This window comes from Solidesulfovibrio sp., assembly GCF_029978005.1.
Lineage (GTDB): Bacteria > Desulfobacterota > Desulfovibrionia > Desulfovibrionales > Desulfovibrionaceae > Solidesulfovibrio.
Window position 1 is genome coordinate 19,322 of the sequence record NZ_JARKOZ010000091.1, and the last position, 22,827, is coordinate 42,148.

Annotated in this window: 26 protein-coding genes; 8 read left to right on the forward strand and 18 right to left on the reverse strand. The window is 68.6% G+C overall.

Features of this window, described 5'->3' with window-relative positions:
* The first annotated feature begins 10 nt into the window (after nucleotides 1–10).
* Genes Q1K70_RS10760 through Q1K70_RS10770 form a run of 3 tightly spaced genes read left to right on the forward strand, consistent with a single transcriptional unit; the run spans nucleotide 11 to nucleotide 3,870 of the window.
* Nucleotides 11–2,287, forward strand: coding sequence for a L,D-transpeptidase family protein (locus tag Q1K70_RS10760; protein WP_300158995.1), 2,277 nt, complete (start codon nucleotides 11–13; stop codon nucleotides 2,285–2,287).
* Nucleotides 2,288–3,040, forward strand: a complete 753-nt coding sequence (locus tag Q1K70_RS10765; protein ID WP_300158998.1) for a hypothetical protein — start codon at nucleotides 2,288–2,290, stop codon at nucleotides 3,038–3,040.
* 11 nt (nucleotides 3,041–3,051) lie between these two features.
* Nucleotides 3,052–3,870, forward strand: coding sequence for a sugar phosphate isomerase/epimerase (locus Q1K70_RS10770; protein WP_300159001.1), 819 nt, complete (start codon nucleotides 3,052–3,054; stop codon nucleotides 3,868–3,870).
* Nucleotides 3,871–3,935: 65 nt separating this feature from the next.
* Here the strand turns inward: Q1K70_RS10770 and Q1K70_RS10775 are convergent, their stop codons facing one another.
* The 8 genes from Q1K70_RS10775 to era form a co-directional block, all read right to left on the reverse strand.
* The gene (locus tag Q1K70_RS10775; protein ID WP_300159004.1) at nucleotides 3,936–4,958 is read right to left on the reverse strand and encodes a carbon-nitrogen hydrolase family protein; all 1,023 of its coding nucleotides are present in this window, start codon (nucleotides 4,956–4,958) and stop codon (nucleotides 3,936–3,938) included.
* Nucleotides 4,959–5,251: 293 nt separating this feature from the next.
* On the reverse strand, nucleotides 5,252–5,521 hold the full coding sequence (gene fliQ, locus Q1K70_RS10780; RefSeq protein ID WP_300159007.1) for a flagellar biosynthesis protein FliQ: 270 nt from the start codon (nucleotides 5,519–5,521) through the stop codon (nucleotides 5,252–5,254).
* 18 nt (nucleotides 5,522–5,539) lie between these two features.
* Nucleotides 5,540–6,256, reverse strand: a complete 717-nt coding sequence (fliP, locus tag Q1K70_RS10785; protein WP_300159074.1) for a flagellar type III secretion system pore protein FliP — start codon at nucleotides 6,254–6,256, stop codon at nucleotides 5,540–5,542.
* Between the two features lie 25 nt (nucleotides 6,257–6,281).
* On the reverse strand, nucleotides 6,282–6,686 hold the full coding sequence (fliO, locus tag Q1K70_RS10790) for a flagellar biosynthetic protein FliO (protein ID WP_300159010.1): 405 nt from the start codon (nucleotides 6,684–6,686) through the stop codon (nucleotides 6,282–6,284).
* Complete coding sequence (fliN, locus tag Q1K70_RS10795) at nucleotides 6,679–7,242, reverse strand: flagellar motor switch protein FliN (protein WP_300159013.1); 564 nt, start codon at nucleotides 7,240–7,242, stop codon at nucleotides 6,679–6,681. The genes fliO and fliN overlap by 8 nt, the downstream gene beginning before the upstream one ends.
* 24 nt (nucleotides 7,243–7,266) lie before the next feature.
* Nucleotides 7,267–7,848 carry a flagellar basal body-associated FliL family protein gene (locus Q1K70_RS10800; protein WP_300159016.1) on the reverse strand — a complete coding sequence of 194 codons (582 nt, stop codon included), beginning with the start codon at nucleotides 7,846–7,848 and terminating at the stop codon, nucleotides 7,267–7,269.
* Nucleotides 7,849–7,871: 23 nt separating this feature from the next.
* A complete protein-coding gene (locus Q1K70_RS10805; protein WP_300159019.1) occupies nucleotides 7,872–8,561 on the reverse strand; it encodes a YggS family pyridoxal phosphate-dependent enzyme in 690 nt (229 codons plus the stop codon).
* Nucleotides 8,562–8,589: 28 nt separating this feature from the next.
* Nucleotides 8,590–9,507, reverse strand: coding sequence for a GTPase Era (gene era / locus Q1K70_RS10810; RefSeq protein ID WP_300159022.1), 918 nt, complete (start codon nucleotides 9,505–9,507; stop codon nucleotides 8,590–8,592).
* 146 nt (nucleotides 9,508–9,653) lie between these two features.
* Between era and topA the strand changes: the two genes are divergently transcribed.
* Nucleotides 9,654–11,918 carry a type I DNA topoisomerase gene (topA, locus tag Q1K70_RS10815; RefSeq protein WP_300159025.1) on the forward strand — a complete coding sequence of 755 codons (2,265 nt, stop codon included), beginning with the start codon at nucleotides 9,654–9,656 and terminating at the stop codon, nucleotides 11,916–11,918.
* A gap of 180 nt (nucleotides 11,919–12,098) precedes the next feature.
* Here the strand turns inward: topA and Q1K70_RS10820 are convergent, their stop codons facing one another.
* From Q1K70_RS10820 to Q1K70_RS10835, 4 genes are all read right to left on the reverse strand, one after another.
* A complete protein-coding gene (locus Q1K70_RS10820) occupies nucleotides 12,099–12,500 on the reverse strand; it encodes a hypothetical protein (protein ID WP_300159028.1) in 402 nt (133 codons plus the stop codon).
* A complete protein-coding gene (locus tag Q1K70_RS10825) occupies nucleotides 12,497–13,069 on the reverse strand; it encodes a hypothetical protein (protein WP_300159031.1) in 573 nt (190 codons plus the stop codon). Before Q1K70_RS10825 ends, Q1K70_RS10820 begins: the two co-directional genes overlap by 4 nt.
* A 23-nt stretch (nucleotides 13,070–13,092) precedes the next feature.
* Entirely contained in the window at nucleotides 13,093–13,290 is a 198-nt protein-coding gene (locus tag Q1K70_RS10830) for a hypothetical protein (protein ID WP_300159034.1), read from the reverse strand.
* A 71-nt stretch (nucleotides 13,291–13,361) separates the two neighbouring features.
* A complete protein-coding gene (locus tag Q1K70_RS10835; protein ID WP_300159037.1) occupies nucleotides 13,362–14,399 on the reverse strand; it encodes an HDOD domain-containing protein in 1,038 nt (345 codons plus the stop codon).
* A gap of 119 nt (nucleotides 14,400–14,518) precedes the next feature.
* Between Q1K70_RS10835 and Q1K70_RS10840 the strand changes: the two genes are divergently transcribed.
* On the forward strand, nucleotides 14,519–15,286 hold the full coding sequence (locus Q1K70_RS10840) for a CBS domain-containing protein (RefSeq protein ID WP_300159040.1): 768 nt from the start codon (nucleotides 14,519–14,521) through the stop codon (nucleotides 15,284–15,286).
* A gap of 69 nt (nucleotides 15,287–15,355) precedes the next feature.
* On the opposite strand, the gene Q1K70_RS10845 is transcribed toward Q1K70_RS10840, so the two are convergent.
* A complete protein-coding gene (locus Q1K70_RS10845; RefSeq protein WP_300159043.1) occupies nucleotides 15,356–15,928 on the reverse strand; it encodes a cysteine hydrolase family protein in 573 nt (190 codons plus the stop codon).
* 217 nt (nucleotides 15,929–16,145) lie between these two features.
* Here Q1K70_RS10845 and Q1K70_RS10850 point away from each other — a divergent pair, with 217 nt between their 5' ends.
* Nucleotides 16,146–16,598, forward strand: coding sequence for an Rrf2 family transcriptional regulator (locus Q1K70_RS10850; RefSeq protein ID WP_300159045.1), 453 nt, complete (start codon nucleotides 16,146–16,148; stop codon nucleotides 16,596–16,598).
* A 33-nt stretch (nucleotides 16,599–16,631) separates the two neighbouring features.
* On the opposite strand, the gene Q1K70_RS10855 is transcribed toward Q1K70_RS10850, so the two are convergent.
* The 4 genes from Q1K70_RS10855 to Q1K70_RS10870 all read right to left on the reverse strand — a co-directional run bounded on the left by Q1K70_RS10855 (nucleotide 16,632) and on the right by Q1K70_RS10870 (nucleotide 20,788).
* On the reverse strand, nucleotides 16,632–17,885 hold the full coding sequence (locus Q1K70_RS10855) for an EAL domain-containing protein (RefSeq protein ID WP_300159048.1): 1,254 nt from the start codon (nucleotides 17,883–17,885) through the stop codon (nucleotides 16,632–16,634).
* Between the two features lie 154 nt (nucleotides 17,886–18,039).
* Nucleotides 18,040–19,203: an amidohydrolase family protein gene (locus Q1K70_RS10860; protein WP_300159051.1), complete on the reverse strand. Its 1,164-nt coding sequence runs from the start codon at nucleotides 19,201–19,203 to the stop codon at nucleotides 18,040–18,042.
* A gap of 21 nt (nucleotides 19,204–19,224) precedes the next feature.
* Nucleotides 19,225–19,656 carry a hypothetical protein gene (locus Q1K70_RS10865; protein WP_300159054.1) on the reverse strand — a complete coding sequence of 144 codons (432 nt, stop codon included), beginning with the start codon at nucleotides 19,654–19,656 and terminating at the stop codon, nucleotides 19,225–19,227.
* Between the two features lie 142 nt (nucleotides 19,657–19,798).
* Nucleotides 19,799–20,788, reverse strand: coding sequence for a radical SAM protein (locus Q1K70_RS10870; protein WP_366521689.1), 990 nt, complete (start codon nucleotides 20,786–20,788; stop codon nucleotides 19,799–19,801).
* A gap of 259 nt (nucleotides 20,789–21,047) precedes the next feature.
* On the opposite strand from Q1K70_RS10870, the gene Q1K70_RS10875 reads away from it, so the two are divergent.
* Entirely contained in the window at nucleotides 21,048–21,476 is a 429-nt protein-coding gene (locus Q1K70_RS10875) for an HIT family protein (RefSeq protein WP_300159057.1), read from the forward strand.
* 69 nt (nucleotides 21,477–21,545) lie between these two features.
* Nucleotides 21,546–21,848 carry an integration host factor subunit alpha gene (locus Q1K70_RS10880; RefSeq protein WP_005997200.1) on the forward strand — a complete coding sequence of 101 codons (303 nt, stop codon included), beginning with the start codon at nucleotides 21,546–21,548 and terminating at the stop codon, nucleotides 21,846–21,848.
* Between the two features lie 147 nt (nucleotides 21,849–21,995).
* Here Q1K70_RS10880 and Q1K70_RS10885 read toward each other — a convergent pair whose 3' ends face one another.
* On the reverse strand, nucleotides 21,996–22,739 hold the full coding sequence (locus Q1K70_RS10885; protein ID WP_300159071.1) for a septal ring lytic transglycosylase RlpA family protein: 744 nt from the start codon (nucleotides 22,737–22,739) through the stop codon (nucleotides 21,996–21,998).
* Between the last annotated feature and the right edge of the window lie 88 nt (nucleotides 22,740–22,827).

The following is a 22,827-nucleotide window of genomic DNA, read 5'->3' on the forward strand; positions in this document are numbered from 1 at the left end:
GCGAGGCGACATGAAACGACTGGGCCGCGCCGCCCTCCTTGCCAGCCTGCTCCTGCTTCCCTGTCGGCCGGCGGCCGGGGAATGGGCGGCCGACATCGTGGACATGGAGTGGTCCCCGTCGCGGTTCGTGGCCGTGGACAAAAAGGCCCAGTCCTTCGCCCTGCTGTCCCGCCAGAGCCCCTTGCGGGTGCTTGAGGCCATCCCCTGCGCCACGGGCCAGGAACTCGGCGACAAGTTCAAGGAAGGCGATCTCAAGACGCCCGAAGGCGTCTATTTCATCACCCGGCGCAAGACCGCCGGGCTCAATTACGAGCTTTACGGCGATCTGGCCTTTCCCCTCAATTTCCCCAACCCGGCCGACGTGGTGCGGCGCAAGTCCGGCCACGGCATCTGGATCCACGGCCGGGGCCATTCCATCATCCCCTACGAGACCCAGGGCTGCGTGGCGCTCAGCACCCCGGACATCCACCGCATGGACACGGAACTGGCCGAAGGCATGCCCGTGGTCATCGCCGACGAGGTCCGCATCGGCGGCCCGGAGGCCGCCAAGCTGCGCTCCGAGGCCACCGAGGTGGTGGAAGCCACCAAGGGCTGGGCCAAGGCCTGGGAAAACCGCTCGGACGCTTTTTTCAACTACCACGATCCGGAAAAATTCGCCCTGACAGAGGGCAAGTCCTTCGTCTCCTTCAAAAGTCACAAGGAACGCCTGTTCAAGTCCCTGCCCTGGATCAAGGTGGACCTGTCCGAGGTGCGGGCCATTCCCGGCCCGGACTACTGGGTGACCTATTTCGTCCAGCTCTACCGCTCGCCGACCCTGGCCTCCCAGGGCCTCAAGCGCCTGTACTGGCAGCGCGGCGCGGACGGGCGTTTCCGCATCATCGGCATGGAATACGAGGAGATGCCGGTGACCCTGGCCGCCAACACGGTCACGTCCGGCCGCAAGCCCTCCCCGGACGAGGTCGAGACCGACACCCGAAAGCCCGACGCCCCCAGCGAGGAGGAGGTCCAGGTCCGCCAGCTCGTGGACGCCCAGCACGCGGCCATGGAGCGCGTGGCCCAGAAAGCCTTCGCCACCCTCAATCTCAAGCCCCAGCCCACGCCCGAGGACCAGGCCATCATGGAGGTCGCGGCCACGGGCGCGGTCAAGCCGGGGGTTTCGCCCTTCGCCACAGACGCCGCGCGTCCGGCCCCGCCCGCGCCGGCTTCGCTGCCGCCCGTTCCCGCCGCCGCGCCGACCCTGTCGGCCGTTCCCGTTGCCCAGCCGGCCAAGGCCGCCCCGGCCGCCGCTCCCGAATCCGCGCCGGAAAAGGCCACCGCCTCTGCACCGGCCGTCGCGTCGGTCCAGGTGGCCGCCGTGTCGCCAGCCAAGGCCGAATCCGCGCCGGCGGCCCCGCCCGTCGCCGCGCCGGCCAAGGCCGCGGGCGCGCCGGTGTCCCCGGCCAAGGCGGGCGAGATCGCCTCGGTCATGGAAGGCTGGCGCGCCGCCTGGGAGCGCGGGGACATCAACGCCTACATGGCCTTTTACGCCGACGGCGCGCGCCAGGGGAACCTGCGCGGAAAAGACGCCATCCGGCGGCAGAAGGAGGGCGTGTGGCGGGGCGGCTCTCCCGGACGCGTGGGCATCACGGTGGTTTCCGCCAGCCCCTCCGGCGAGGGCTTCGCCGTGGTCTGCGCCGAGGATTACCAGGCCAAGGGCCGCCGCGAGAGCAAGGGATTCAAAAACATCACGCTGGTTGCCTCGGGCGGCCGGCTGCTCATCGCCCAGGAACGCTGGACGAGGAACAAGCCCGAGGACGTCGCCGACGTGGCCCCGGTCCAGGTCGCCGCGACGCCGGCCAGCCCGGCTGCGCCCGCGCCGGTCCAGGCGGCGGCGAGCGAGCCGGCTCCCGCGCCGTCCCCGGCCGCTGCGCCGACCCCGCCGCCGGCCAGGTCCAAGGCCGAACGCTCGGCCCAGGTCGCGTCCATGCTCGAAGCCTGGCGCGTGGCCTGGGAAAAGGGCAAAGTGGACGACTACGCCGGCTTTTACGCCGCCGACGCCGTGCAGGGCGACCGGCGCGGCCGGCAGTCCATCCGCGACCAGAAGGCCGGGCTGTGGAAGGACAAGGCCCCGAGTCAGGTCACGTTTTCCGACGTCAAGATCGCGCCCCGCAAGGACGGGTTCGTGGTCACCTGCGTCCAGGACTACCAAAGCCGCGACGGCGGCCGGGACCGCGGGCTCAAGACGCTCTACCTCGCGCCCTCGGGCAACGGCTTCGCCATTGTCGAGGAAAAATGGAGCCGGCTGTAGATGGCGTCCGGTGAAAAGGTCGACATCCTCATCCTGCGCGACGCGGCCGGGGTGCGCCGTTTTCGCGTCCCGCTCCCGTTCCTGCGCTTTCTCTGGATTTTTCCGCTGATCCTGGCGGCGCTTCTGGCCGCGGCCGTGGCCGTGGGCTATCACCTGCGCCGGGACAACCTGGAACTGGCCGGCAAGGTCAAGGCCATGCACGGGGAGCTGGACGCGGCCGGAGAGGGGCTCATCAAGCTCCAGAACATCGAGATGATCCTGCGCGGCCATGACGTCACCGGGCTCGAAACGCTCATCGGCTCCTACAGCGCCGCCGACCCGGGCTGGTGGAAGCCCCGGGCCGAGGAGGAAAAGCCCGGCAAGCCCGAACCGCGCGAGCGCGAGACGGCCAAGCCCGATCTGGCCCGGCTCCTTTCCCGCGTGGACGCCAACCAGGCCGGCATCGACAACCTGCGCGCCCGCATCGACAACAAGAAGCTCCAGCTCAATTTCGACCTGAGCAACGTCACGCCCCAGACCAACCTGGTCGGCCGGGTCGAGGCCGGGCTCATCGGCAACGACGCCAGCCTGACGCCGCTCAAGCCCGAAAAGGACGAACTGTCCTTCCAGATCCAGCGCTTCAAGCAAATCGCCGCCAGCCTTCCCCTGCCGGGCAAGATCGAGCCCAGGGACGTCTACGGGATCAAGCTCTCCGTGGTCGATCCTTCCGGCAAGGTCGTCTTCGCCCAGGTCTACCCGCTGTCCAAGGAATAGCGCCCGTCGCGATGTCCCGTTTCTACGTGAACCTGAACCTGCGCGTGGCCGACCGCGAGCCCGCCTTGTGGGCGCGCCACCTGAACGGGCGCGTGCCGCCGGAACTGGGGCTCGATCCAGTGCTCATGGACGCCAAGACCCCGGCCTGGCACAGGGAGGCGGCCCGCCGGCTGGACGAAGCCGATCTGCCGCGCACGCTCCACCTGCCCTTTTTCGACCTCCAGCCCGGCAGCGCCGACGCCCGCATTCGGGCCGCCAGCCTGGATCGCCTGCGCGAGGCCCTGGAAACGGCCTCCGTCTATGCCCCGGACCGGCTCGTGGGCCACTCCGCCTACAACCGCTTCCTCTACATCCGATCCTTCGACGACTGGGCGCAGCGGGCGGCCGACACCTGGGCCGAGGCGCTCGCCGCCTGGCCGGGGCACCCGCCGCTTTGTCTGGAGAACACCTTCGAGACCGATCCGGCCACGGTTTCCGGGGCCGTGGCCGCGCTTCGGGAGCGGCTGCCCGAGGCGGCGCGCGGCCGGGTCGGGGCCTGCTTCGACGTGGGCCACTGGTTCAGCTTCGCCGGCGGCAAGGCGCTTTCCAACCTCGACGCCTGGCTGGACGCCCTGGCCCCGTATCTGCTGCACCTGCACCTGCACGACAACGATGGGTCCTTCGACCAGCACCTGGGCCCCGGGCAGGGGGAGATTCCCTTCGCCGCCATTCTCGACGGCCTTGCGGCCCGGGGCCTTCGCCCCACGGCCACCTTCGAGCCCCACGCGCCGGCCGCCTTCGCGGCCGCCCTGGCCTTCGCCGCCTCCCGTCCCGACTTCTTCGCCGGCTGATTTCACCGTCCCACGGTCGGCCTGGCGGGAAGCCGGGCCGTTTGACCCGGGCCGCACGTCGCGGGTCAGGCGTCCGGATCGGCTTCCTCGCACGTCGGGCGCGGCCCGGCGGCCGGCGGCGTGTGCACGAACGCATCCGCGGGCAGGATCCGGTGGGCGGGCGTGGTGTTGAGCAGGAGCCGCGCCACGTCCGGCCTGGCGTAATGTCCGGCCGGATCGGCAGCCGTTTTGGCGATGCCGATGGCGGCGAAATCGACTTCGGCGTAGAGGATGCCTTCCCGATCCTCCGGGATCGGTTCGCAAAGCGGCGCGCCGTCCGGGCCGAAAATCATCGAGCAGCCGCCGCCGATGGGCAGGAGTTCACGGCGCAGGGGCGTATCGCACAGCATGGCGACGAGTTCCGGCGTGGCGACCTGGGTCGCGGCCAGCACGTAGCACTGGCCCTCCAGGGCGTAGATCTGGCTCGTCGCCCAGGTCATTTCCGGTCCCAGGGCATAGGACTTGCCCTTGTACAGGGACAGGCAGGGCCAGGCCGCGACGTGGATCGCCTCGTTCTGGGCGTACATCGCGTACTTGAGCAGCGGCTGGAGGTGTTCCCAGCAGTTGAGCGCCCCCACGCGGCCGATCTCCGTCTCGGCGACCTGCAGATGGCTGCCGTCGCCCTCGCCGAACACGCACCGTTCCGCCAGGGTCGGCTTGAGCTTGCGGCGCAGTATGCGGGGCTCGCCCTGGGGAGAGAGCAGCATCTGCCCCATGTAGAGGCTGCTGCCGGAGAGCTCGCTGTAGCCCATGCAGACGAAGATGCCGTTGTCGGCGGCCGCCCGGCGCAGGGCCAGGTCCTGTTCGCTCCCGATCACCAGGGAATTGTCGCGGTAGCCCGGTATGTGAGCCAGGCCTTCAATGGGCGCGCCGAGCCAGAAAAAGAACGGATACCCCGGCAACCAGACTTCGGGGAAGGCGATGAGCCGCGCTCCGTTGCGCGCCGCTTCCTCGATCAGGCCGATCCCCTTCTCGATGGACCGATCCAGATCGAAGTAGAACGGTGCGGCCTGGACGCAGGCGACTTTGACGTCGGGCTTGCTGGCCATGCGATTGCTCCTTTTGCTTGTCGCCATACGGGCGTTGGCGACGCCTCGTGGCGTTTCGGCGGTGGAGCAACATGTGTTCCATGTAAATATTATTTTATATTAATATGTTATAAAATGCATTCCCGCTGGGGTGACAAGGAAAGAAGACAGCGGTGTCACGGCTGCAGACAGCGGAGTGGAATTTCGGTTTCCTGACGGGAGCGGACGGATGGGCGGGAAGGGAAATCGGACGAGTGAAGCCGCGCCCGGAACGGGCTGGGACGCGCCGGGGAAAAGCCGCGTGGAATGTCGGGTCAGCGCAGGTACATCGGGATGTTCATGAACAAATCCCGTGTGAAGTTGATCATCTTGTCCATCATCCAGGGGAAGGCCAGGAGCAGGGCCAGGAACATGGCCAGGATCTTCGGCACGAAGGTCAGCGTCATCTCCTGGATCTGCGTGGCCGCCTGGAGCACGGAAATGACCACGCCGACGACGAGCGACACGCCGAGCATCGGCAAGGCCAGGAAAAGCGCCGTCTCGATGGCCTGTCTGGATACGGCCACGACCATGTCCGGTGTCATTGCGCCTCCCCCTTTACGTCATGTCGCGAACGAGTTGACCAGCGACCCTACCATGAGGCCCCAGCCGTCCACCAGCACGAACAGCAGCAGCTTGAACGGCATGGCGATGGTCGCCGGCGGCAGCATCATCATGCCCATGGCGAGCAGAATGCTCGAAATGACCATGTCCAGGATGAGAAACGGGATGTAGATCAGAAAGCCGATGGTGAAGGCCGTCTTCAGCTCGCTGATCATGAAGCCGGCCGCCAGCATGACCGTCGGCACCTCGGACTTGTCCTTGGGCCGCTCCATCTTGGTGACGGTGTAAAAGACCGACAGGTCCTTCTCCCGCGTGTGCTTGAAGAGAAACTCCCGAAGCGGCGCCTCGGCCTTCTTGAGGGCTTCGGTGAAGCCGATCGTCTCTTCCATGTAGGGCGTGATGGCGTCGTCGTAGATGGCCTTGCCCGTGGGGTACATGATGACGCAGGTCAGGAAGATGGCCAGGCTGGCCAGGATCTGGGTCGGCGGCACCTGCTGCACGCCCATGGCCTGGCGCAGGAAGGAAAAGACGATGATGATCCGGGTAAACGACGTCACCGTCAGGATGAACGACGGCGCAAGCGACAGCACGGTCAGGGCGAACAGCACCTCGAGCAGCGTGGCCACGCGCTCGGGCTGGTTCTGGCCGGCGGCGAGGTTGAGCGAAAGCGTGGGCGCGTCCTGGGCCAGGGCCGGCGCGGCGAGAAAAAGCGCCAGCACGGCCAGGGCGGCCAGGGCCAGGCTAAGGCGAGGAAGCAGGGCCGCCGCCTTCCGGAGGCCGCGTCTTGGCGGCCAAGGCTGCGGCGAAACTTTGCTGGGGCTGGGGAATGTCGTCATCGTCGGCCGGTTCCTCGGTAAGCAGCGTGATGGCGTGGTCGGTCACGCCGAGAACGAGGTTTTTATGCAGGAATCGGACCACGACAATGCTCTTTCGCGGCCCGAGGCTCAGGTGCGCCTGCAGCCGCAGCAGGCCGCCGCGACCGGCCGGGCCGATGCCGAAGCGGCCGCCGAAGCGCCGCAGCAGCCAGTAGGCGGCGTAGATGACGGCCAGGACCAGAAGCAGGGCCAGGGCCATGTGCATGGCCGTGCCGGCCAGCCCGAAATCCGTGGGCGGGGGCGCGGCGAGGGGGGCGGCGGGATCAGGCAAGCTGCTTCACCCGCTCGATGGGGCTGATGATGTCCGTGAGGCGCACGCCGAACTTTTCGTTGATGACCACGGCCTCGCCCCGGGCCACCAGCTTGCCGTTGACGTAGATTTCCAGGGGTTCGCCGGCCAGCTTGTTGAGTTCGATGACCGAGCCCTGGCCGAGCTGGAGCAGTTCGTTGATGAGCAGCTTGGTGCGGCCGAGCTCGGCCGACACGTCCAGCGGGATGTCCAGGATGAAGTCCAGGTCGCGGCGGACGTTCTCCGGCCTCGGGGCCTTGGCCTCCTGCGTCAGATTCTTGAACTGGGCCGAGGCGCTCTGGCGCGACAGGGACTCCTGGTCGCGCTCGCGCTTGATGGACTGTTCTTCCTCGTCGGCCAGGGCGGCGGCCCATTCGGCCGCCAGGGCGTCGTCCTCTCCGGGCTTGGGCCCGGCGGCGGGCTGGTCGAACAGGGCGTCGATGTCGGATTGGGAGGCCGGCTTGTCGTCTTCCTGATCATCCAGGGCGGCGGCCCACTCGGCCGCCAGCTTGTCCTGATCGATGTCGTCCGGAGCCATGGAATGTCCTTGCGCCGCGGCGGGTTATTGAATGACGAAATCCGTGAAATAGACCCGGGCCACCTTGGCCTGGCCGATGGCCTGGTTGAGGCGGTCGACGATTTCCTTGCGCAAAAGGATCTTGCCCTCGAGGGTGGACAGGTCCTGGGAGGTCTTGGAGGAGAGCAGCATGAGCAGGGCGTCGCGGATCTTCGGCATGTTGGCTTCGAGCAGTTCCGGGTTGCCGGTCATCTCCACGTCGAGCACGAGCTTGAGGTAGCGCCTGGCGCTGGGGTCGGCCAGGTTGACCACGAAGGCCGGCAGGGGAACGTTGTTGGACGGGGCCTTGTCCTTGCCTTTCTCGCCGTGCCCGCCCTTGGCCTCGCCGTGTCCGCCCTCGGCCTTTTTCTCCTCGGCCTTGGGCGCGGCTTCGGCCTTCTTCTCCTCGGCGGCGGGCTGGCCCTCGGCCGTGGCCTCGGCCGCCGCCGGCGGCTTGGCCGCGAAGAACTTCAGATAGGCGAAATAGCCGCCGCCGCCCAAAACCAGCAGCAGGACGACCAGGATGACGTATTTGAGGAAGCTCTTTTTCTTCTTGCCCTCTGCGGGGGCTTCGGGAGCGTCGGCCATGGCTGTCTCCGGGCGTTGGCGGCCTAGTATTGTCTTGCGCCGAAAAGATCCGTGCCCACGCGCACGTGGGTGGCTCCTTCCATGACGGCGGCCTCGAGGTCGCCGCTCATGCCCATGGACAGCATGGGCAGCGGGTTCCCCAGGCGCACGGCCAGGGCGTCGCGCAGTTCCCGCAGCCGGGAAAAGGCCGGGCGCGCGGCCTCGGGATCGTCGAACACCGGCGGAATGGCCATGAGCCCGGCCAGCCGCAATCGCGGCATGGCGGCCACGGCCTCGGCCAGTTCCGGCAGCCCGTCCGGCGACACGCCGGATTTCTGCGTTTCGCCGGCCAGGTTGACCTGCAGGCACACGGTCTGGGTCAGGCCGGCGTCGCCGTTTCGCTTTTGCAATACCTGGGCCAGATCCACATTGTCCAGGGTATGGATGCAATCGAAGCGTCCCACGGCGAACCGGGCCTTGTTGCGCTGGAGGTGGCCGATGAAATGCCAGGAAAGCCCGGGCGGCGCGGCCTCCATCTTGGGCAGGGCCTCCTGGATGTAGGATTCGCCGAAAATCCGCTGGCCGCAGGCGGCCAGGGCCGCCACCTCGGCCGCGTCGTGCAGCTTGGAGACCGCGACCAGCGTCACTTCCCCCGGGTCGCGCCCGCAGGCGGCGCAGGCCGCCGCGATGCGCGCGCGCACCCGGTCGAGCCGGTCTTTGGCAGGCGTGTCCACGAACCTTCTTCCTTTCGGGCCGGGCCGGTCATTGGCCGAGCCCGAGCTCCCGCAGCAGGGCCCTGTCGTCGGTCCAGTCCGGCTTGACCTTGACCCACAGTTCCAGAAAGACCTTGGACCCGAGCATCTCCTCGATCTCGATCCGGGCCTTCTGGCCGATGTCCTTTATGCGCTCGCCGCCCTTGCCGATGACCATGGGCTTGTGGCTCTCGCGGGCGACCAGGATGGAACACTGGATTTTCGTCAGTCCCGGCCGGGACTTCTCGTCCCAGTTCTCCACGGTCACGGCCGTGGAGTAGGGCAGCTCCTCGCCGAGGGCCAAAAAGAGCTTCTCGCGCACGATCTCCCCGGCCAGAAAGCGCACCGGCGCGGTGGAGACCTCGTCCGGGTCGAACTGGTGCGGCCCCTCGGGCAGACGGGCGGTCAGGGCGGCCAACAATTCTTCGACGCCCTTGCCTGTCAAGGCGCTGACAGGGAAGAGCTCGGCCCCGGGCAGGGCCTCGCCCACGGCGGCCAGCACCGGCAGGAGCCTGGCCTTTTCCTTGATGAGGTCGCACTTGTTGAGCGCCGCCGCCACCGGGACGCCCCCGGCGGACACGGCCTTGGCGATGGGGCGCAACTCCGGGACGATCCCCTCGGGCCGGCGCACGAACTGGGCCGCGTCGAGCAGCACCAGCACGAGGTCGGCCTGGGCCAGGGCGGCGTAGGCGCTGCGCAATAAAAGCGGCGCGATGCCGCGTTTCTGACGGTGCAGGCCCGGGGTGTCCAGGAACACGATCTGGGCGTCGCCTTCGGTCAGGATGCCGCTGATGCTGTTGCGCGTGGTCTGCGGCTTGGGGGAAACGATGGAAACCTTCTGGCCGATCAGGCGGTTGAGCAGTGTGGACTTGCCGGCGTTGGTGGGGCCGAGCATGACCACGCGGCCGAAACGTTGGACGTGCTCCAAGGGCGTCTCCGGTGCGGCCGGCGGGGCGGCCGCGTTTTTATTTCTTAAAAAGTCAAACGGAAAATGCGGAAATCAAGGAGTAGCCCGGGGCCGGGCAAACGGCAACCCTTGCCTTGGCCCCTTGGGGTGGCTATAGCACGCCTGCCATGGGAAAGGACCTCATCATCGTCGAGTCGCCGGCCAAGGTCAAAACCATCAAGAAGTTCCTCGGCAACGCCTACGCCGTGGAAGCCTCGGTGGGCCACGTGCGCGATCTGCCCCAGAAAAAGCTCGGGGTGGACGAAAAGGAAGATTTCGCGCCGCAATACCAAATCATACCGGGCAAGCAGAAGGTGGTGTCCAAGCTCAAGGACGCCGCCGCTTCCGCTTCCACCATCTATCTCGCCCCGGACCCCGACCGCGAGGGCGAGGCCATCGCCTGGCACGTGGCCGAGATTTTAAAGGACGCCCAAAAGCCCATCCACCGCATCCAGTTCAACGAGATCACGGCCAAGGCCGTGCGCGAGGCCCTGGCCCATCCCCGCGACATCAACGAGAAGCTTTTCCTGTCCCAGCAGGCCCGCCGCATCCTGGACCGGCTGGTGGGCTACAAGGTGTCGCCGATCCTGTGGCAGAAGGTCAAAAGCGGCATCTCGGCCGGCCGCGTCCAGTCCGTGGCCCTGCGCCTGGTGGTGGACCGCGAGAAGGAGCGCCGGGCCTTCGTGGCCGTGGAGTACTGGAATTTCAAGGCCCGCCTGGCCGCCGACGTCCCGCCGGAGTTCGAGGCGGAGCTGGTCAAGTTCAAGGGCAAGAAGCTCGAGATCGGCAGCGCCGAGGAAGCGGCCGCGGCCGAGGCGGCCATCGCCGGCAACCCCTTCGTGGTGGCCGAGGTGGCGGAAAAGGAACGCAAGAAGTCCCCGCCGCCGCCTTTCATCACCTCGACCCTGCAGCAGGCGGCCAACCAGCGCCTGGGGTATTCCGCCAAGCGCACCATGGGCGCGGCCCAGAAGCTCTACGAGGGCCTGGAGCTCGGCGACCGGGGCACGGTGGCGCTTATAACCTACATGCGCACCGACTCCACCCGCATCGCCGACGAAGCCCGCGACGCGGCCCGGGAATTCATCGTCGCTACGCTCGGCCCGGACTACTACCCGGAAAAGGCCCGGCACTTCCGCACCAAGGCCGGGGCCCAGGACGCCCACGAAGCCATCCGGCCGGTCGACGTGAACCTCACCCCGGCCGACGTCAAGGCGCTTTTGCCCAAGGACCTCTTTTCGCTTTACAAGCTCATCTGGGAACGCTTCGTGGCCTCCCAGATGCGCGAGGCCCGGTTCTGGGACACCACGGCCGACATCGCGGCCGGGCCCGGGCTGTTCCGGTCCAAGGGCCAGCGGCTCATCTTCCCCGGCTACCTCAAGGTCTACGGCCAGGAGGCCGGAGACGAGGCCAAGTCCCTGCCGCCCCTGGCCAAGGACCAGGCACTCGAGCTGCTGGAGCTCAAAAAGGAGCAGAAGTTCACCCAGCCGCCGCCGCGCTACACCGAAGCGTCGCTGGTGCGCGAGCTGGAGGAGAAGGGCATCGGCCGGCCCTCGACCTACGCGGCCATCATTTCCACCCTGCTCGACCGCGACTACGCCAGGCTCGAGGACAAGCACTTCGTGCCCTCCGAGCTCGGCGAGACGGTGTCGGACCTGCTGGCCGAGCACTTCGTCAAGATCATGGACGTGGGCTTCACGGCCGGCATGGAAGAGGCCCTCGACGCCGTGGCCGACGGCCGGGGCGACTGGGTCGGGCTGCTCAAGGACTTCACCGGCGACTTCTACCCGACCCTGGCCAAGGCGGCCAAGGACATGGCCAAGGTCAAGGCCGGCAAGGAAACCGACGTGGCCTGCGAGCTGTGCGGCAAGCCCATGGTCATCCGCTTCGGCAAGGCCGGCGAGTTTCTGGGCTGCTCGGGCTATCCGGACTGCAAGAACACCAAGGAGTTCGACCGGGCCCCGGACGGGACGGTGGTGCCCCGGGAGCGCAAGCCCGAGGAGGCGGTCTCGGTCGGGACCTGCCCCCAGTGCGGCAAGGATCTGGCGCTCAAGAAATCGCGCACCGGCAGCCGCTTCATCGCCTGCACCGGCTGGCCCGAGTGCAAGTTCACCAAGCCCTTCTCCACGGGCGTGGCCTGCCCGCGCGAGGGCTGCACCGGCACGCTGGTGGAGAAAAGCTCCAAGCGCGGCAAGGTGTTCTACGCCTGCGACGCCTATCCCCAGTGCGATTTCGCCCTGTGGGACTGGCCCGTGCCCGAGCCCTGCCCGGTGTGCGGCTCCAAGGTGCTCGTGCGCAAGAAGACTCGGGCCGGCGAGGTCATCGCCTGCCCCAACCGTTCCTGCCGCTACACGCGGCCCGTGGGCGGGGCCAAGGACGAAAACGACGAAGGCTAGAAGGCTAGGGGAAACGCCTTGGGCGGCCCGGCAAAGGCCCCTCTTGGATCAGCCCCCTGGCGAATTCCGGGAAAGCGAATCGTCCGGCCGTTTCGAGGGAAAGCGATTCCTCCCGAAATGGCTTCGAGACCTTGCGCCGTCGCCCTGACTGGGGGCCGGGCCGCGGAACGGGGCGGCAGGTCAGTTCTGGAAGTAGGTCACCACGGCGTCGCGCGTGGCCTTGGACAGGAGCTTGAGACGCAGGAAGACGTCGGGGTGGGTCTGGAACACCCCGGCCAGGAACAAAAAGCGCGGATCGTTCATCCTGTCCGCGCCCTTGAGCCCCCCCTGCAAGGCGTTTTGCACCGTGGCCTCGAAATCGTAGCCCGCTTTCCTGAGGGTCGTGGCGTAGAGGACGCAGGAACGCTCCTCATACTCCTTGCCGGAGATGTCCTCGGGCAGGGCGCGCTTTCCTTCGTCCACCTGCTTGAAATAATTGTACACGTTCTGCTTGTTGAAGGGCAGGCTGCGCCCCGTCTCGGCGGCCAGGGCGCTGGCGGCGGCCAGCACCAGGGCCAGGACGAGGAAGGCGCGCCGCCTCATTGCGGGGCCGTCCCGCCCGGGCCGGAGCAGGGCGCGTACAACGGCTGGTAGAAGTAGCTCAGGGTGCCGGCGTCCTTCTCCCTGGAAAATTCCATGCGGATGAGCACGTTGCCGATGGGCCAGCCCAGGTCGTCCGGGTGTTCCTCCACCTGGACCGGCTCCGTGTACTTGGCGGACAGGAACTTGCGGATGGCGTCGTAGGCCTTGCGGCCCTTGTATTCCACCATGACGGCGGCGAACTTGTCCTGGCAGAAGCCGTAGACCACGTTGCTCAGGAAGGCGTCCCCGATGCGGTAGACCACGCCTTCCACCGTGGCGTAGGCGGCCTGGCCGTCCTTTTCCACCACCGTGAGGTCGGGCACGGCGGCCATGGGCGTGCCCCACTTGGTGCCGTGGAAGGCGTTGGGTTCCTTGATGACCTTGCCCGGGACCTCGACGGTTTCGTGGGGCGTGGTCGCGGGTTCGGCCTTCTTCGCGGGCGGGTGCTTGGTCTGGGAGGTCTTGGCCGCGGCGGGGCCGCAGGCGAGCAGGCAGCACAGGGCGGCCAGGACGAGGCAGCGTGTTTTCATGGGCGGATTGGATTGGGGGTGTTTCAGGCCGAGGCGGAAAGGATCATGCCCCGCAGGGTCACGGCCATGATGTCGCTTTGCACGCTGCGTCCGCTGGACAGGAAATGGGCCAACTCCGCGCGCCGCCGGTCGCCGGCCAGGGACATGTATTCGAGGATCATGTTGTTGATCGCGGACCCCGTCAGCGGGGTGATGATCATACCTTCATTGGACGAGGACATGGCGCGTCGCTCCCTTTTTCCCTCTAGTATATCCCCGCCGTGGGATTGGCAAGGGAGGCAGGCGGCGACGTTCATGGCGCGACCAGGGCGGTCATGGCGGCCAGGCCGTCTGTCAGGATTTCCCAGAAGGCTTCCGGCTCCGCTTCGACCAGGTTGAAAAGGGGCAGCACGCGCTCGTCCAGGCGGGGAAAGCCGCCTGTCGGCAGGACGCGCACGCCCAGGGCGTTGGCCATGAAGTCCGCGGCGTGGACCGCCGCGGCGATGGGATTTTCCGGGCAAAGCCCCGGGTCGTGGTGGGCGGCCACGGCCTGGCACAGGGTGTCGGGCAGCCGCCACTTCACGGCGATGCGGCCGCCAAGCGCCGCGTGGTCGAAGCCGAGCTCCAGGCGCTCGGCCGCGTCCATGGACAGCTTGCGGCCCAGCGTGCGGCCAAGCGCCGCCCCGGACAGGCCCGGTTCGGCCACGGCCAGCATGAGCCGGCCCATGTCGTGGAGCAGGCCGGCCACGAAATAGCGTTCGCCGCCGCGCTCGCCCACGCGTTCGGCCAGGGCCCTGGCCAGCAGGCCCACGGCCACGGCGTGCCGCCAGAAATCGTCCATGGACAGGAGTTCCGGCTTGGGCGTCTTGTCGAAGGCCCGGGCCAGCATGGAGCTGGCGGCCATGGTCTCGATCTCCCCGAGCCCGATGACGGCCACGGCCCGGGTGACGGTCTCCACCCGGGCCGACGGGCTGAAAAGGGGGCTGTTGGCCAGACGCAGGACATAGGCGGCCAGGGCCGGGTCCCGGGAGATGACCGCGGCCACGTCCGCGTCGCTGCTCATCGGGTTTTGCGTGACGCGCCGCAGGGCCAGGTAGGCCTCGGGCAGGGGCGGCGGAGTGATGTCCGCCAGGGAAACCGGCGCGGCGAAGAACTGGTCCTCCTCGGCCGGATGCAGGGGAGCGCGGACCGCCATCCCGGGCTGGCGGGGTTCGCCGAAGGCCAGAAACCGGGCGGCGAAGGCGACGCCCGGCGAAGCCTCGCCGGCGGCCCCCGTGTTGCCTTTGTTCGTGGGCGGAGGCGGGATGACGGACATGGCGCGGCATGCTCCCTGGGTAACGACTTTTTCCATGCCTAGCCCATTTCGCCGTGACCGGCAAGAAGCGGAGAAGCTATGGATTCCATCGGATTCCTTGACATTCCGTGCGCGCCGGATAAAGAAACGTTACACGCGACAATTCGGGAACGCCCATGTTCAAGCAAAGGGTCGGCGAACTGGCCGCAAGGCCCCACATCGTCGCCGCGGACGCCACGGTGACCCAGGCCGCCGTCATGATGGCCCGCGAGGGCATCAGTTGCCTGGCGGCGGTGCGCGGGGCCAGGGTGGTGGGGTTCCTGACGGAGTCGGCCCTTGTCCGCCACCTCGGCGTGGACCTCGATCCCGACACTGGCATCCAGGATCTCCTCGTGCGCCCCTCGGGGGGCGTTTCCCGGGACATGACCGTGCAGGAGGCGGTCCGGATCATGCTGGACCGGCGCGAACGCCACCTGCCCGTGATGGACCACGGCGGCTCCATGCTCGGGCTGGTCACGGAAAAGGAGCTGGTGGACGCCCTGGCCGTGGATTTCATGGTGGAAAGCGCCATGTGCAGCGACATCATGCGCGCCGCCCCCCTGACCCTCGCGCCCGAGCGCCCGGTGCGCGACGCCCTGGACCTCATGCGGTCCAAGGGCGGAAGCTGCGTCCTGGCCGTGGCCGAGGGCCGGCCCGTGGGCATCTTCAGCGAGCGCGACGCCACCTCCAAGATCATGGGCCGGCCCGAACGCCTGGACGAGCCGCTGTCCGCGCACATGAACGCGCCCGTCATCAGCGTGCCCAAGGAGGGCATGGTCTACAAGGTGATCCTGTTCATGCGCCAGAAGGGCGTGCGCCGGGTGGCCGTGGTGGCCAGGGACGGCTCCCTGGCCGGCCTGCTCTCCCAGCACGACATCCTGACCTACGCCCGCCGCATGGGCTAAGCCCGGACAGGCGCGGCCCGTTCCCCAATCGACCCGAAGGACGTTTCCTCAACCAGCGCGCCGGGGTTTTCAGGACTCCGACAAGACGGCATCGGCCGGGACCACCCGGGCGTAGACCGCGGCCAGGGCGGCCAGGAAGGCGGCCTGGACGTCGTCGGCGGCCACGGTCCTGCCCTCGAAGATCAGCTCCCGCGTGGCGCAGGCGTCGGCCGCCACCGTGACCGCGTAGCCCAGGTCGAAGGCCGCCCGCACCGTGGCATCCAGGCACATGTGGGTCATCATCCCGCACACCACGAGCCGTTTGGCGCCCCGGGCCGCGAGCAGCGCGCCGAGCGCCGTGTCGCGGAAGCTGTTGGGAAAGGCCTTGACCACCACGGCCTCGCCGGGCAGGGGCGCGACGCAGGTCGCGATGTCCGCGCCGGGCGTGCCGGGCAGAAAAAACGTCGCGCCCGGGCGCGTCGATTCGTGACGCACGTGCACGATCCCGGCCCCGGCCCGGCGGAAACGCTCCAGCACCAGGGCGGCCCTGCCGCCGGCCGCGGTCGCGCCGCAAAGCTCCATGGCCCCGCCGGGGAAATAGTCGTTCTGGATGTCCACCAAAAGCAGCACGGTCTCGGCCAAAGCGGCATGATCCGCGTCCATTTAGCCCTCCGTGGTCCCGGATCGGCGCTGTCCGGTCTTTTTTTCACATTCTTGACGCCAAGTCGGCCTTTTTGGCAATAATCAGCACTGAACCGATCAGATTGCTCCCTGTACCGCGTCGCGCGGGGGCCGGCAACGTCGCCGGCCGTGGTCCCGCGTCCAGGCGGCGCGGTTTTCACCCGGCCGACGAGCCGGCGTCGTTTCAAGGAGGCAGGCCATGGCCGTGACCCAGAAATGCCAGTACGCCCTGCGGGCCCTGTTCGAACTGGCCCGGCGCAAGGGCGACGGACCGATTCCGGCCGGCGGCATCGCCGAGCGCCAAGCCATTCCCAGGCGGTTTCTGGAAGTGATCCTGCACCAGCTGCGCCAGGGCGGATTCGTGGATTCCCAGCGCGGCAAGGACGGCGGCTTCTACCTGGCCCGGCCGGCCGAGGACGTGACCGTGGGCGAGGTCATCCGGTTCATGGACGGCCCCTTGGGCCCCGTGGACTGCCACAAGGAGCGGCCGGGGCAGGGCTGCCCCCTGCGGGGGGAGTGCGTGTTCAAGGGGGTCTGGGACGAGGCGCGCCAAGCCCTGGAGCGGGTCTACGACGCCCGCTCCCTCAGGGACCTGGTCCGGGAGAAGCGGCGCACGGAACTGGAGGCGGCGGAGCCGCCCTACGTGATCTGAACCGGGCGGCCGTTTTTCAGGGGGACGCCGCGCCTAGCCGTGGAACATTTCGGCCGCCCAGGCCAGCGCCTCGAAATGGGCTTTCGAGGCGACCTCGGGCGCAAGGCCGAAGCGCTCCAGGGCCTTGGCGGCCCGGGGGTCCGAGCTGCCGTCGAAGCCCCGGCACAGGGCCAGGCAGGGAGCCGCCGGGCTCGGCAGGCCGAGCAGGGCCTGACGGATGCCCGCGTCGATGGTCACGTCGGCCAGGGCTTTGTCCATGGGCACGCCCAGCATGGCGTCGAGCAGCGACAACAGGCCGAGCAGGCAGATGTTCTGGCCGTGGCGGCATGCCCCGCCCCTGGCCCGGTCGATCAGCGCCAGGAAGCGGCCGCGCACGGCCGAGGCGAAGGCCAGCTCGCGGTCCCTGGGCGTGGAGCCGAGGGAGGCCAGGATGTTGACGGACAGCCAGCTGATGAGCGCGCTTCTGCCCAGAAGCCGGATGGCGTAGTCGAGGGACTCCACGGCCTGGCCCCGGTAGAAGCGCGCCGTGTTGACGTGGCGCAGCAGCTTGTAGGCCAGGGACACGTCCGCGCCGAGGATCTCCCGGACCTTGCGTTCGTCGATCTCAGGGCGCGACACCTCGGCCAGCAGGGCCAGCTTGGTCGTCTGGTTGGCCGGCAGGGCCCGGGCCGTGATCACCTGCGGCCGGCTGTAGTAGTAGCCCTGGGCCAGAGGGATGCCGCGGGCCCGGCAGAAGGCGACGTCGGACTCGGTTTCCACCTTCTCGGCCAGCACCGTCTTGCCCGAGTCCAGGCAGGCCGCCACGACCGCCTCCAGGCGGCCGGGATCGTCGCGCAGGATCAGGAAGTCGATCTTGATATAGGTCACGAAGGGCAGGATCGGGTCGAAGGACGGGTCGCCCACGTAGTCGTCCAGGGCCAGGACGAAGCCGGCCTCCCGGATGGAGCGAACGAGTTCCGTGAAGGCGGCGTCGCAGGTCACGTGCTCGAGCACCTCGATGACGAAGCGCTCGGGGTCGAGGAAGGTGTGGTAGCCCCTCTCCAGGATTTCCTTGGAAAAATTGATGAAGATCTTCTTTTTCGGGTCGATGTCCCGGGAGATGGCCTCGATGCCGTTAGCCAGCACGGCCAGGGTGGCCTCGGCGTCGCTGGGCAGTTCGGCGGCGTTGGGGCCGCCTACCGTGCGGTAGAGCAGTTCATAGCCGAAGACCCCGCCTTCCAGATGGTAGATCGGATGGCGGGCGACGGCGTAATTGCAGTCGACGGTGCACTGTTCGGCAGAGTCCATGGTGCTTTTTCCTGTTGCAACGGCGTCGCGCGGCGCATCGGCCGCGGACGCCGCGCGCAACCCGGTCCCGGCCCTGGAACAGCATTGCGGGCGTGTCGAGCGAAAATTAGGCTATCCCCCGGGCGATGACAATGGTTTAACGAAGCCGCCCAGGTCATGGGTAAAAACGTTCCGCCAGGTCCGGCGGGACCACGGCGACCCCGCCGGCCGCGCCCGGGGCGAGCCGGCCCAGGCCGCGTCCGAGGAGCCTTCCCGGAGTCGCGGTCAGGGCCTCGAGCACGGCGTTGGGGGGGAAGTCGGGAAAGGCGGCCCAAAGGGCCCGCACCTCGTTCCACAAGTCGAGATCGTCGTTTGAGGCCAGGCTGTCCGTGCCCAGGCACAGGGGGACGCCGGCGGCCAGCAGGGCCGGGGCGTCGGCCCTGCCCACGCCGATGCGGGCGTTGCTGCGCGGGCAAAGGCAGACGGCCGCGCCCGAGGCGGCCAAAAGCCGTCGGTCGGCGGCGTCCAGGGCCACGGCGTGCACGGCCAGGACGTCCGGCCCGAGCAGGCCCTGGGCGACGGCCTCGGCCACGGGCGAGCGCCCCGGCGGGACGTAGCCGCGCGGCAGCACGCGCCCGGCCAAAAGCGCGGCCAGGGGGCCGGCGCCGGTGGCCAAAAGCTCCGTTTCCTCGGCATGTTCGGCCAGGTGCAGGCAAAAGGGCGCGCCGCGGGCGCGGCAGGCGTCGCGGGCGCGACGGAGGTTTTCCGGGCTCGTGGAGTAGAGGGCGTGGCCGCTGGCCGCCGCGGCGAGGAGGCCGTGGGGCGGCGCGGCCGCGTCCAGGGCGGCCGGCACCGCCGGCCTGTTCGTTTTCTTCCAGCCGAAGGCTTCGTGGCAGACGAGGCCGGCAAGGCCCGCCCCGGCCAGGGCGGCGGCCACCTGGGCCCCGGCCCGGCTGCCCACGTCGATGGTCGCCCCCGTGCCCGTGGCCGCCATTTCCGCCACGGCCCGGGCCAGGACGGCCGGGGAGGGAGGGGAGAGGTCCTGGGCCACCAGCCAGGCGGCCCAGGCGGAAAACCCGGCCGGGGCCGAAGCCCGGCCGCGCAGGCCGGCCAGTTCGAGGTGACCGTGGGCGTTGACCAGGCCGGGCACGAGCACGGCGTCGCCGTGGTCCGCCACCGGGCCGGCGAAGCCGCGGAGGACGTCGCGGCGCGGCCCCACGGCCAGGACCCGCCGGCCGGCCAGGACCACGGCCGCGTCGTCGAGGGGGGCCGCGCCCGGCAGCATGGTCAGGACGCGCCGGGCCGTGACGGCCCTTTGGCCGGCGGCGAGGGCGTCCATGATCGTTGGGGAAAACGTCCCCTAGCCGTTGAACACGATGAGGGAGGCCTTGATGAAGGCGCGCAGCTTGTCGATGCGGTCGCCGAATTCGGCGATGTTCTTGGCCGTTTCGGATTTCTTGTCGCCGAGCAGCGCGTCGTCCACGTTGTAGGGCGTTTCCTTGATCTTCTCCAGGGTGTCGAGGATGTTGTCGATCCTGTCGAAGAGGTAGGTCTTCTCGTCCTTGGTGAAGCAGTAGGTCGTCTTGTTGTAGATGTAGTAGATGTCGCAGAGGTTGAGCGCCAGGCCGAGGGTCTTCTCGATGCGGGAGGTCAGGTCGGCCAGGGCGATGTATCGCTGGTCGTAGGGTCGTTTCTGGATCAGACCCTCGTTGTCCTCGTATTCCTTGATCCGGATGGCTTGGACCACGGCCTCGTTGAAGTAGTTCATGAAATAATTGATGCTTTGACGCATGTTCGGCGTTTCCGCGAAGCTCGGGGCAGCGGACGCCAACATCAGGACGCAGGCTGCGGCCGTAAGAAAGCGTTTCATGATCTTCCGCCGGAAGGGTTGAGGTTTTCGTCGCGGGGCGGGTCGGCCCCTAACCGTAGATTTGTCACGAGTGTGCGGCGGAGTCAAACGGCGCGGCGGCCAGGAGGAAATCCTCCCGGTCCTCGAAGGCGACCCGGTCCTTTGGCAGGCCCAGGGCGGCGTAGGCCGGGGCCAGCTCCCGGGCGTGGCCGTAAAGCTCCCCGGCGAAGCGGCGCGGGCAGGCAAGCCCGGCGACCGGGTCGCCCAGGGCGGCGACCTCGGCCGCGACCAGGGCGAGCAGGGCCCGGGCCCGGGCCCGCGCGCCCAGGGCCGGATGGCGCGGCCCGGCCACCACGGCCGCCTCGAACCCGGGTTCCGGGGCCAGGCCGATGCGCGCCACCCGCGTGCCGGCCCGCCACAGCACGGGCAGGGCCCGGGCCAGGGCGTCGAGGGTCGTCTCCAGGGGCCAGGGCGCATACTCCCCGGCGGCGAAGCGCGCGGCCAGGGGCGTGCCGGCCACGACCAGGCAGGGGTGCAGCCGGGCGATGTCCGGGGCAAGGGCGGCGGCCTCGGCCGCGTCGCGAAGGAGCGCCTCGGGATCGTGGCCGGGAAGCCCGGGCAGGAGCTGGAGGCCGAGGGAAAGCCCGGCCGCCTTGACGTCCCGGGCGGCCCGGCGGGAGGCGGCGGCGTCGTGGCCCCGGCCGACGTCCTCGAGCACGGCGTCGTCGAAGGTCTGGACGCCGATCTCCAGGCAGTCGAGGCCGGCCGCGGCCAGGCGGGACAGGAGCCCCGGGTCGCAGGCATCGGGCCGGGTGGAGCAGCGCACGCGGACCACGGCCCCGGCCCGGCGCAACGCCGTGGCCGCCTCCAGGAAGCGCCAGGGCCAGGGATCGGGCAGGGCGGTGAACACTCCGCCGTAGAAGGCCAGCTCGTAGGGGCCGCGCCCGGCCCGGGCGGCGGCCGCCAGGCCCGCGACCATGTCCGCCAGGGTCCGCTCCAGGCTCCGGGGCTCGTTGCCGCTTTGCAGGTGCTGGGCGCAGAAGGCGCATCGGCCCGGGCATCCCTGAAATGTCACATAGACGGGCCAGATGCGCGGCCCCTTCCGAAAAGGTTCCGGATGGCGGAAAACCCGCCCCGGCGCAGGGCGCGGGGCGGCGTCCGGGACGGCCTTTGGGGGCCCTGTCAGCACGTGCTGCAATATTTTTCTCCTAAACCACTTGAAAAAATGCTTTTCCTTGACTATCAGGGAGGCAATGCGTTGGTCCGGCCCAGCGTCTCCCCCCGGGAAGCCTTACGCCGCGCCGGTCGCCGCAGCATCGGAGAAGCCAGAGGCCATGAATCAGGCGGATTGCATATTTTGTAAAATCGTGCGGGGCGAAATCCCCTGCGCCAAGGTGTACGAGACGGACCGGGTGCTGGCCTTCCTGGACATCGCTCCCGTGGCCCCGGGTCATGTCCTGGTCATCCCAAAGGCGCACCATGTCAACCTGTTCGACCTGCCCGAGGCCCTGGGCGGCGCGCTTTTCGCCGCCCTGCCCCCCGTCGCCGCCGCCATTGAGGCGGCCACGGGAGCCACGGGCGTGAACGTGCAAATGAACAACGGCCCGGACGCCGGCCAGGTGGTCTTCCACGCCCACCTGCACCTCATCCCCCGCCGTGCCGGGGATGGGCTCCGCCTCTGGCCGGGCAGCCCCTACGCCGACACCGCCGCCATGGAAGCCATGGCCCGGGCGGTGCGCCAGGCCATCGCTTCTGGACGCTGACGGGCCCGCCGCGCCGCCGCTGGCGGCCGCGCGACGTGACGCTTTAACGCCAATGCGCCGGAGAACGCCATGAACGGAAAAACCCTCACCAAGGCCGACATCGTCGATTACATCTACGAGAAGACCGAACGCAACCGCGCCGAGGTCAAGGTGCTGGTGGACCACCTGCTCGAACTCATGAAGCAGTCCATCAAGAAGGACCATTCCCTGCTGGTCAGCGGCTTCGGCAAATTCGAGTCCTACGACAAGAAGGCGCGCAAGGGCCGCAACCCCCAGACCAACGAGTCCATCATGCTGCCGCCGCGCAAGGTGGTGGTGTTTCGGCTCTCGCGCAAGTTCCGGGCCGAGCTCAATCCCGACGAAGTCCTGTAGGCCGGCCCGGCCTCCCCGGATGTGGCGCTGCCGGTCGGCAGCGCCGCGGTCGCGCACTCGAAATTCGTGATGCGAATTTCGATATCAACATACTGGAATAATTAATCTTTCCCTGAAATAGCCCCGTATTTTCCAGGGGACGCCGCGCTACTGGGCCAGGACGAAAGCGCCCTCGAAGACCGCCGACAGGCGCAGCCGCGCGTCCTCGGCGGCGGCGACCGTGGGGAAAACGCCGGCGTGGACCCGGAAGAACTGGGTGCCGTCGATCTCCTTGTAGTGGATCCGCGAGCCGGCGTAGCCGGCGGCCAGGATGCGGGCGAAGAGCTTGTCCGCGTTCTCGCGCCGGGTGAACGCCCCCACCTGCACGTAAAACGGCCCCGGCAGCTCGCCGCCCGGGGTCGCGCCCGGCACGTCCCCCTCGACCTCCACCCGCACCCGGGCCGTGCCGCGGCCGTAGACGGCCAGGGCCTTGGCCCCGGCCAGGGACAGGTCCACGATCCGCCCGGCCACGAACGGGCCCCGGTCGTTGACCCGAAGGACCTGGGACCGGCCGTTTTCCAGATTGGTCACCCGCACCATGGTGTGCATGGGCAAGAGCTTGTGGGCGCAGGTCATCTTGTACTGGTCGTAGATTTCCCCGCACGAGGTCTCGTGGCCGTGAAAGCCCGGGCCGTACCACGAGGCAACGCCCTCCTCGCGGTAGCCCCTGGCCGAGTGCAGGGGCGTGTAGGTGACGCCTTTTATGGTGTAGGGCCGCAGGGTGGCCGGGCCGCGCCCGGTGGAGGGAATGGGGGCCTTGGCGGCGCAGCCCCAGAGCAGACAGGCGGCCAGGGCCGTGCAAAAAAGCCGCCCCCAGGAGACAGGGGAAAAACAACGGGCGCGTCCAGCCATGGACGTCCTGGTAGCCGGTTGCCCAGGGGGATTGCAAGCCCGTTGCGCGGCCAGAAACGCGGCCGTAAACCGCATTATCCAACATTTC

What these genes read in the sequence shown, in the direction of transcription:
- Q1K70_RS10760 (WP_300158995.1), top strand. Translation starts at nt 11, where the DNA reads ATGAAACGACTGGGCCGCGCCGCCCTCCTTGCCAGCCTGCTCCTGCTT.
- Q1K70_RS10765 (WP_300158998.1), top strand. Translation starts at nt 2,288, where the DNA reads ATGGCGTCCGGTGAAAAGGTCGACATCCTCATCCTGCGCGACGCGGCC.
- Q1K70_RS10770 (WP_300159001.1), top strand. Translation starts at nt 3,052, where the DNA reads ATGTCCCGTTTCTACGTGAACCTGAACCTGCGCGTGGCCGACCGCGAG.
- Q1K70_RS10775 (WP_300159004.1), bottom strand. Translation starts at nt 4,958, where the DNA reads ATGGCCAGCAAGCCCGACGTCAAAGTCGCCTGCGTCCAGGCCGCACCG.
- fliQ (WP_300159007.1), bottom strand. Translation starts at nt 5,521, where the DNA reads ATGACACCGGACATGGTCGTGGCCGTATCCAGACAGGCCATCGAGACG.
- fliN (WP_300159013.1), bottom strand. Translation starts at nt 7,242, where the DNA reads ATGGCTCCGGACGACATCGATCAGGACAAGCTGGCGGCCGAGTGGGCC.
- Q1K70_RS10800 (WP_300159016.1), bottom strand. Translation starts at nt 7,848, where the DNA reads ATGGCCGACGCTCCCGAAGCCCCCGCAGAGGGCAAGAAGAAAAAGAGC.
- topA (WP_300159025.1), top strand. Translation starts at nt 9,654, where the DNA reads ATGGGAAAGGACCTCATCATCGTCGAGTCGCCGGCCAAGGTCAAAACC.
- Q1K70_RS10820 (WP_300159028.1), bottom strand. Translation starts at nt 12,500, where the DNA reads ATGAGGCGGCGCGCCTTCCTCGTCCTGGCCCTGGTGCTGGCCGCCGCC.
- Q1K70_RS10825 (WP_300159031.1), bottom strand. Translation starts at nt 13,069, where the DNA reads ATGAAAACACGCTGCCTCGTCCTGGCCGCCCTGTGCTGCCTGCTCGCC.
- Q1K70_RS10830 (WP_300159034.1), bottom strand. Translation starts at nt 13,290, where the DNA reads ATGTCCTCGTCCAATGAAGGTATGATCATCACCCCGCTGACGGGGTCC.
- Q1K70_RS10835 (WP_300159037.1), bottom strand. Translation starts at nt 14,399, where the DNA reads ATGGAAAAAGTCGTTACCCAGGGAGCATGCCGCGCCATGTCCGTCATC.
- Q1K70_RS10840 (WP_300159040.1), top strand. Translation starts at nt 14,519, where the DNA reads ATGTTCAAGCAAAGGGTCGGCGAACTGGCCGCAAGGCCCCACATCGTC.
- Q1K70_RS10845 (WP_300159043.1), bottom strand. Translation starts at nt 15,928, where the DNA reads ATGGACGCGGATCATGCCGCTTTGGCCGAGACCGTGCTGCTTTTGGTG.
- Q1K70_RS10850 (WP_300159045.1), top strand. Translation starts at nt 16,146, where the DNA reads ATGGCCGTGACCCAGAAATGCCAGTACGCCCTGCGGGCCCTGTTCGAA.
- Q1K70_RS10855 (WP_300159048.1), bottom strand. Translation starts at nt 17,885, where the DNA reads ATGGACTCTGCCGAACAGTGCACCGTCGACTGCAATTACGCCGTCGCC.
- Q1K70_RS10860 (WP_300159051.1), bottom strand. Translation starts at nt 19,203, where the DNA reads ATGGACGCCCTCGCCGCCGGCCAAAGGGCCGTCACGGCCCGGCGCGTC.
- Q1K70_RS10865 (WP_300159054.1), bottom strand. Translation starts at nt 19,656, where the DNA reads ATGCGTCAAAGCATCAATTATTTCATGAACTACTTCAACGAGGCCGTG.
- Q1K70_RS10875 (WP_300159057.1), top strand. Translation starts at nt 21,048, where the DNA reads ATGAATCAGGCGGATTGCATATTTTGTAAAATCGTGCGGGGCGAAATC.
- Q1K70_RS10880 (WP_005997200.1), top strand. Translation starts at nt 21,546, where the DNA reads ATGAACGGAAAAACCCTCACCAAGGCCGACATCGTCGATTACATCTAC.
- Q1K70_RS10885 (WP_300159071.1), bottom strand. Translation starts at nt 22,739, where the DNA reads ATGGCTGGACGCGCCCGTTGTTTTTCCCCTGTCTCCTGGGGGCGGCTT.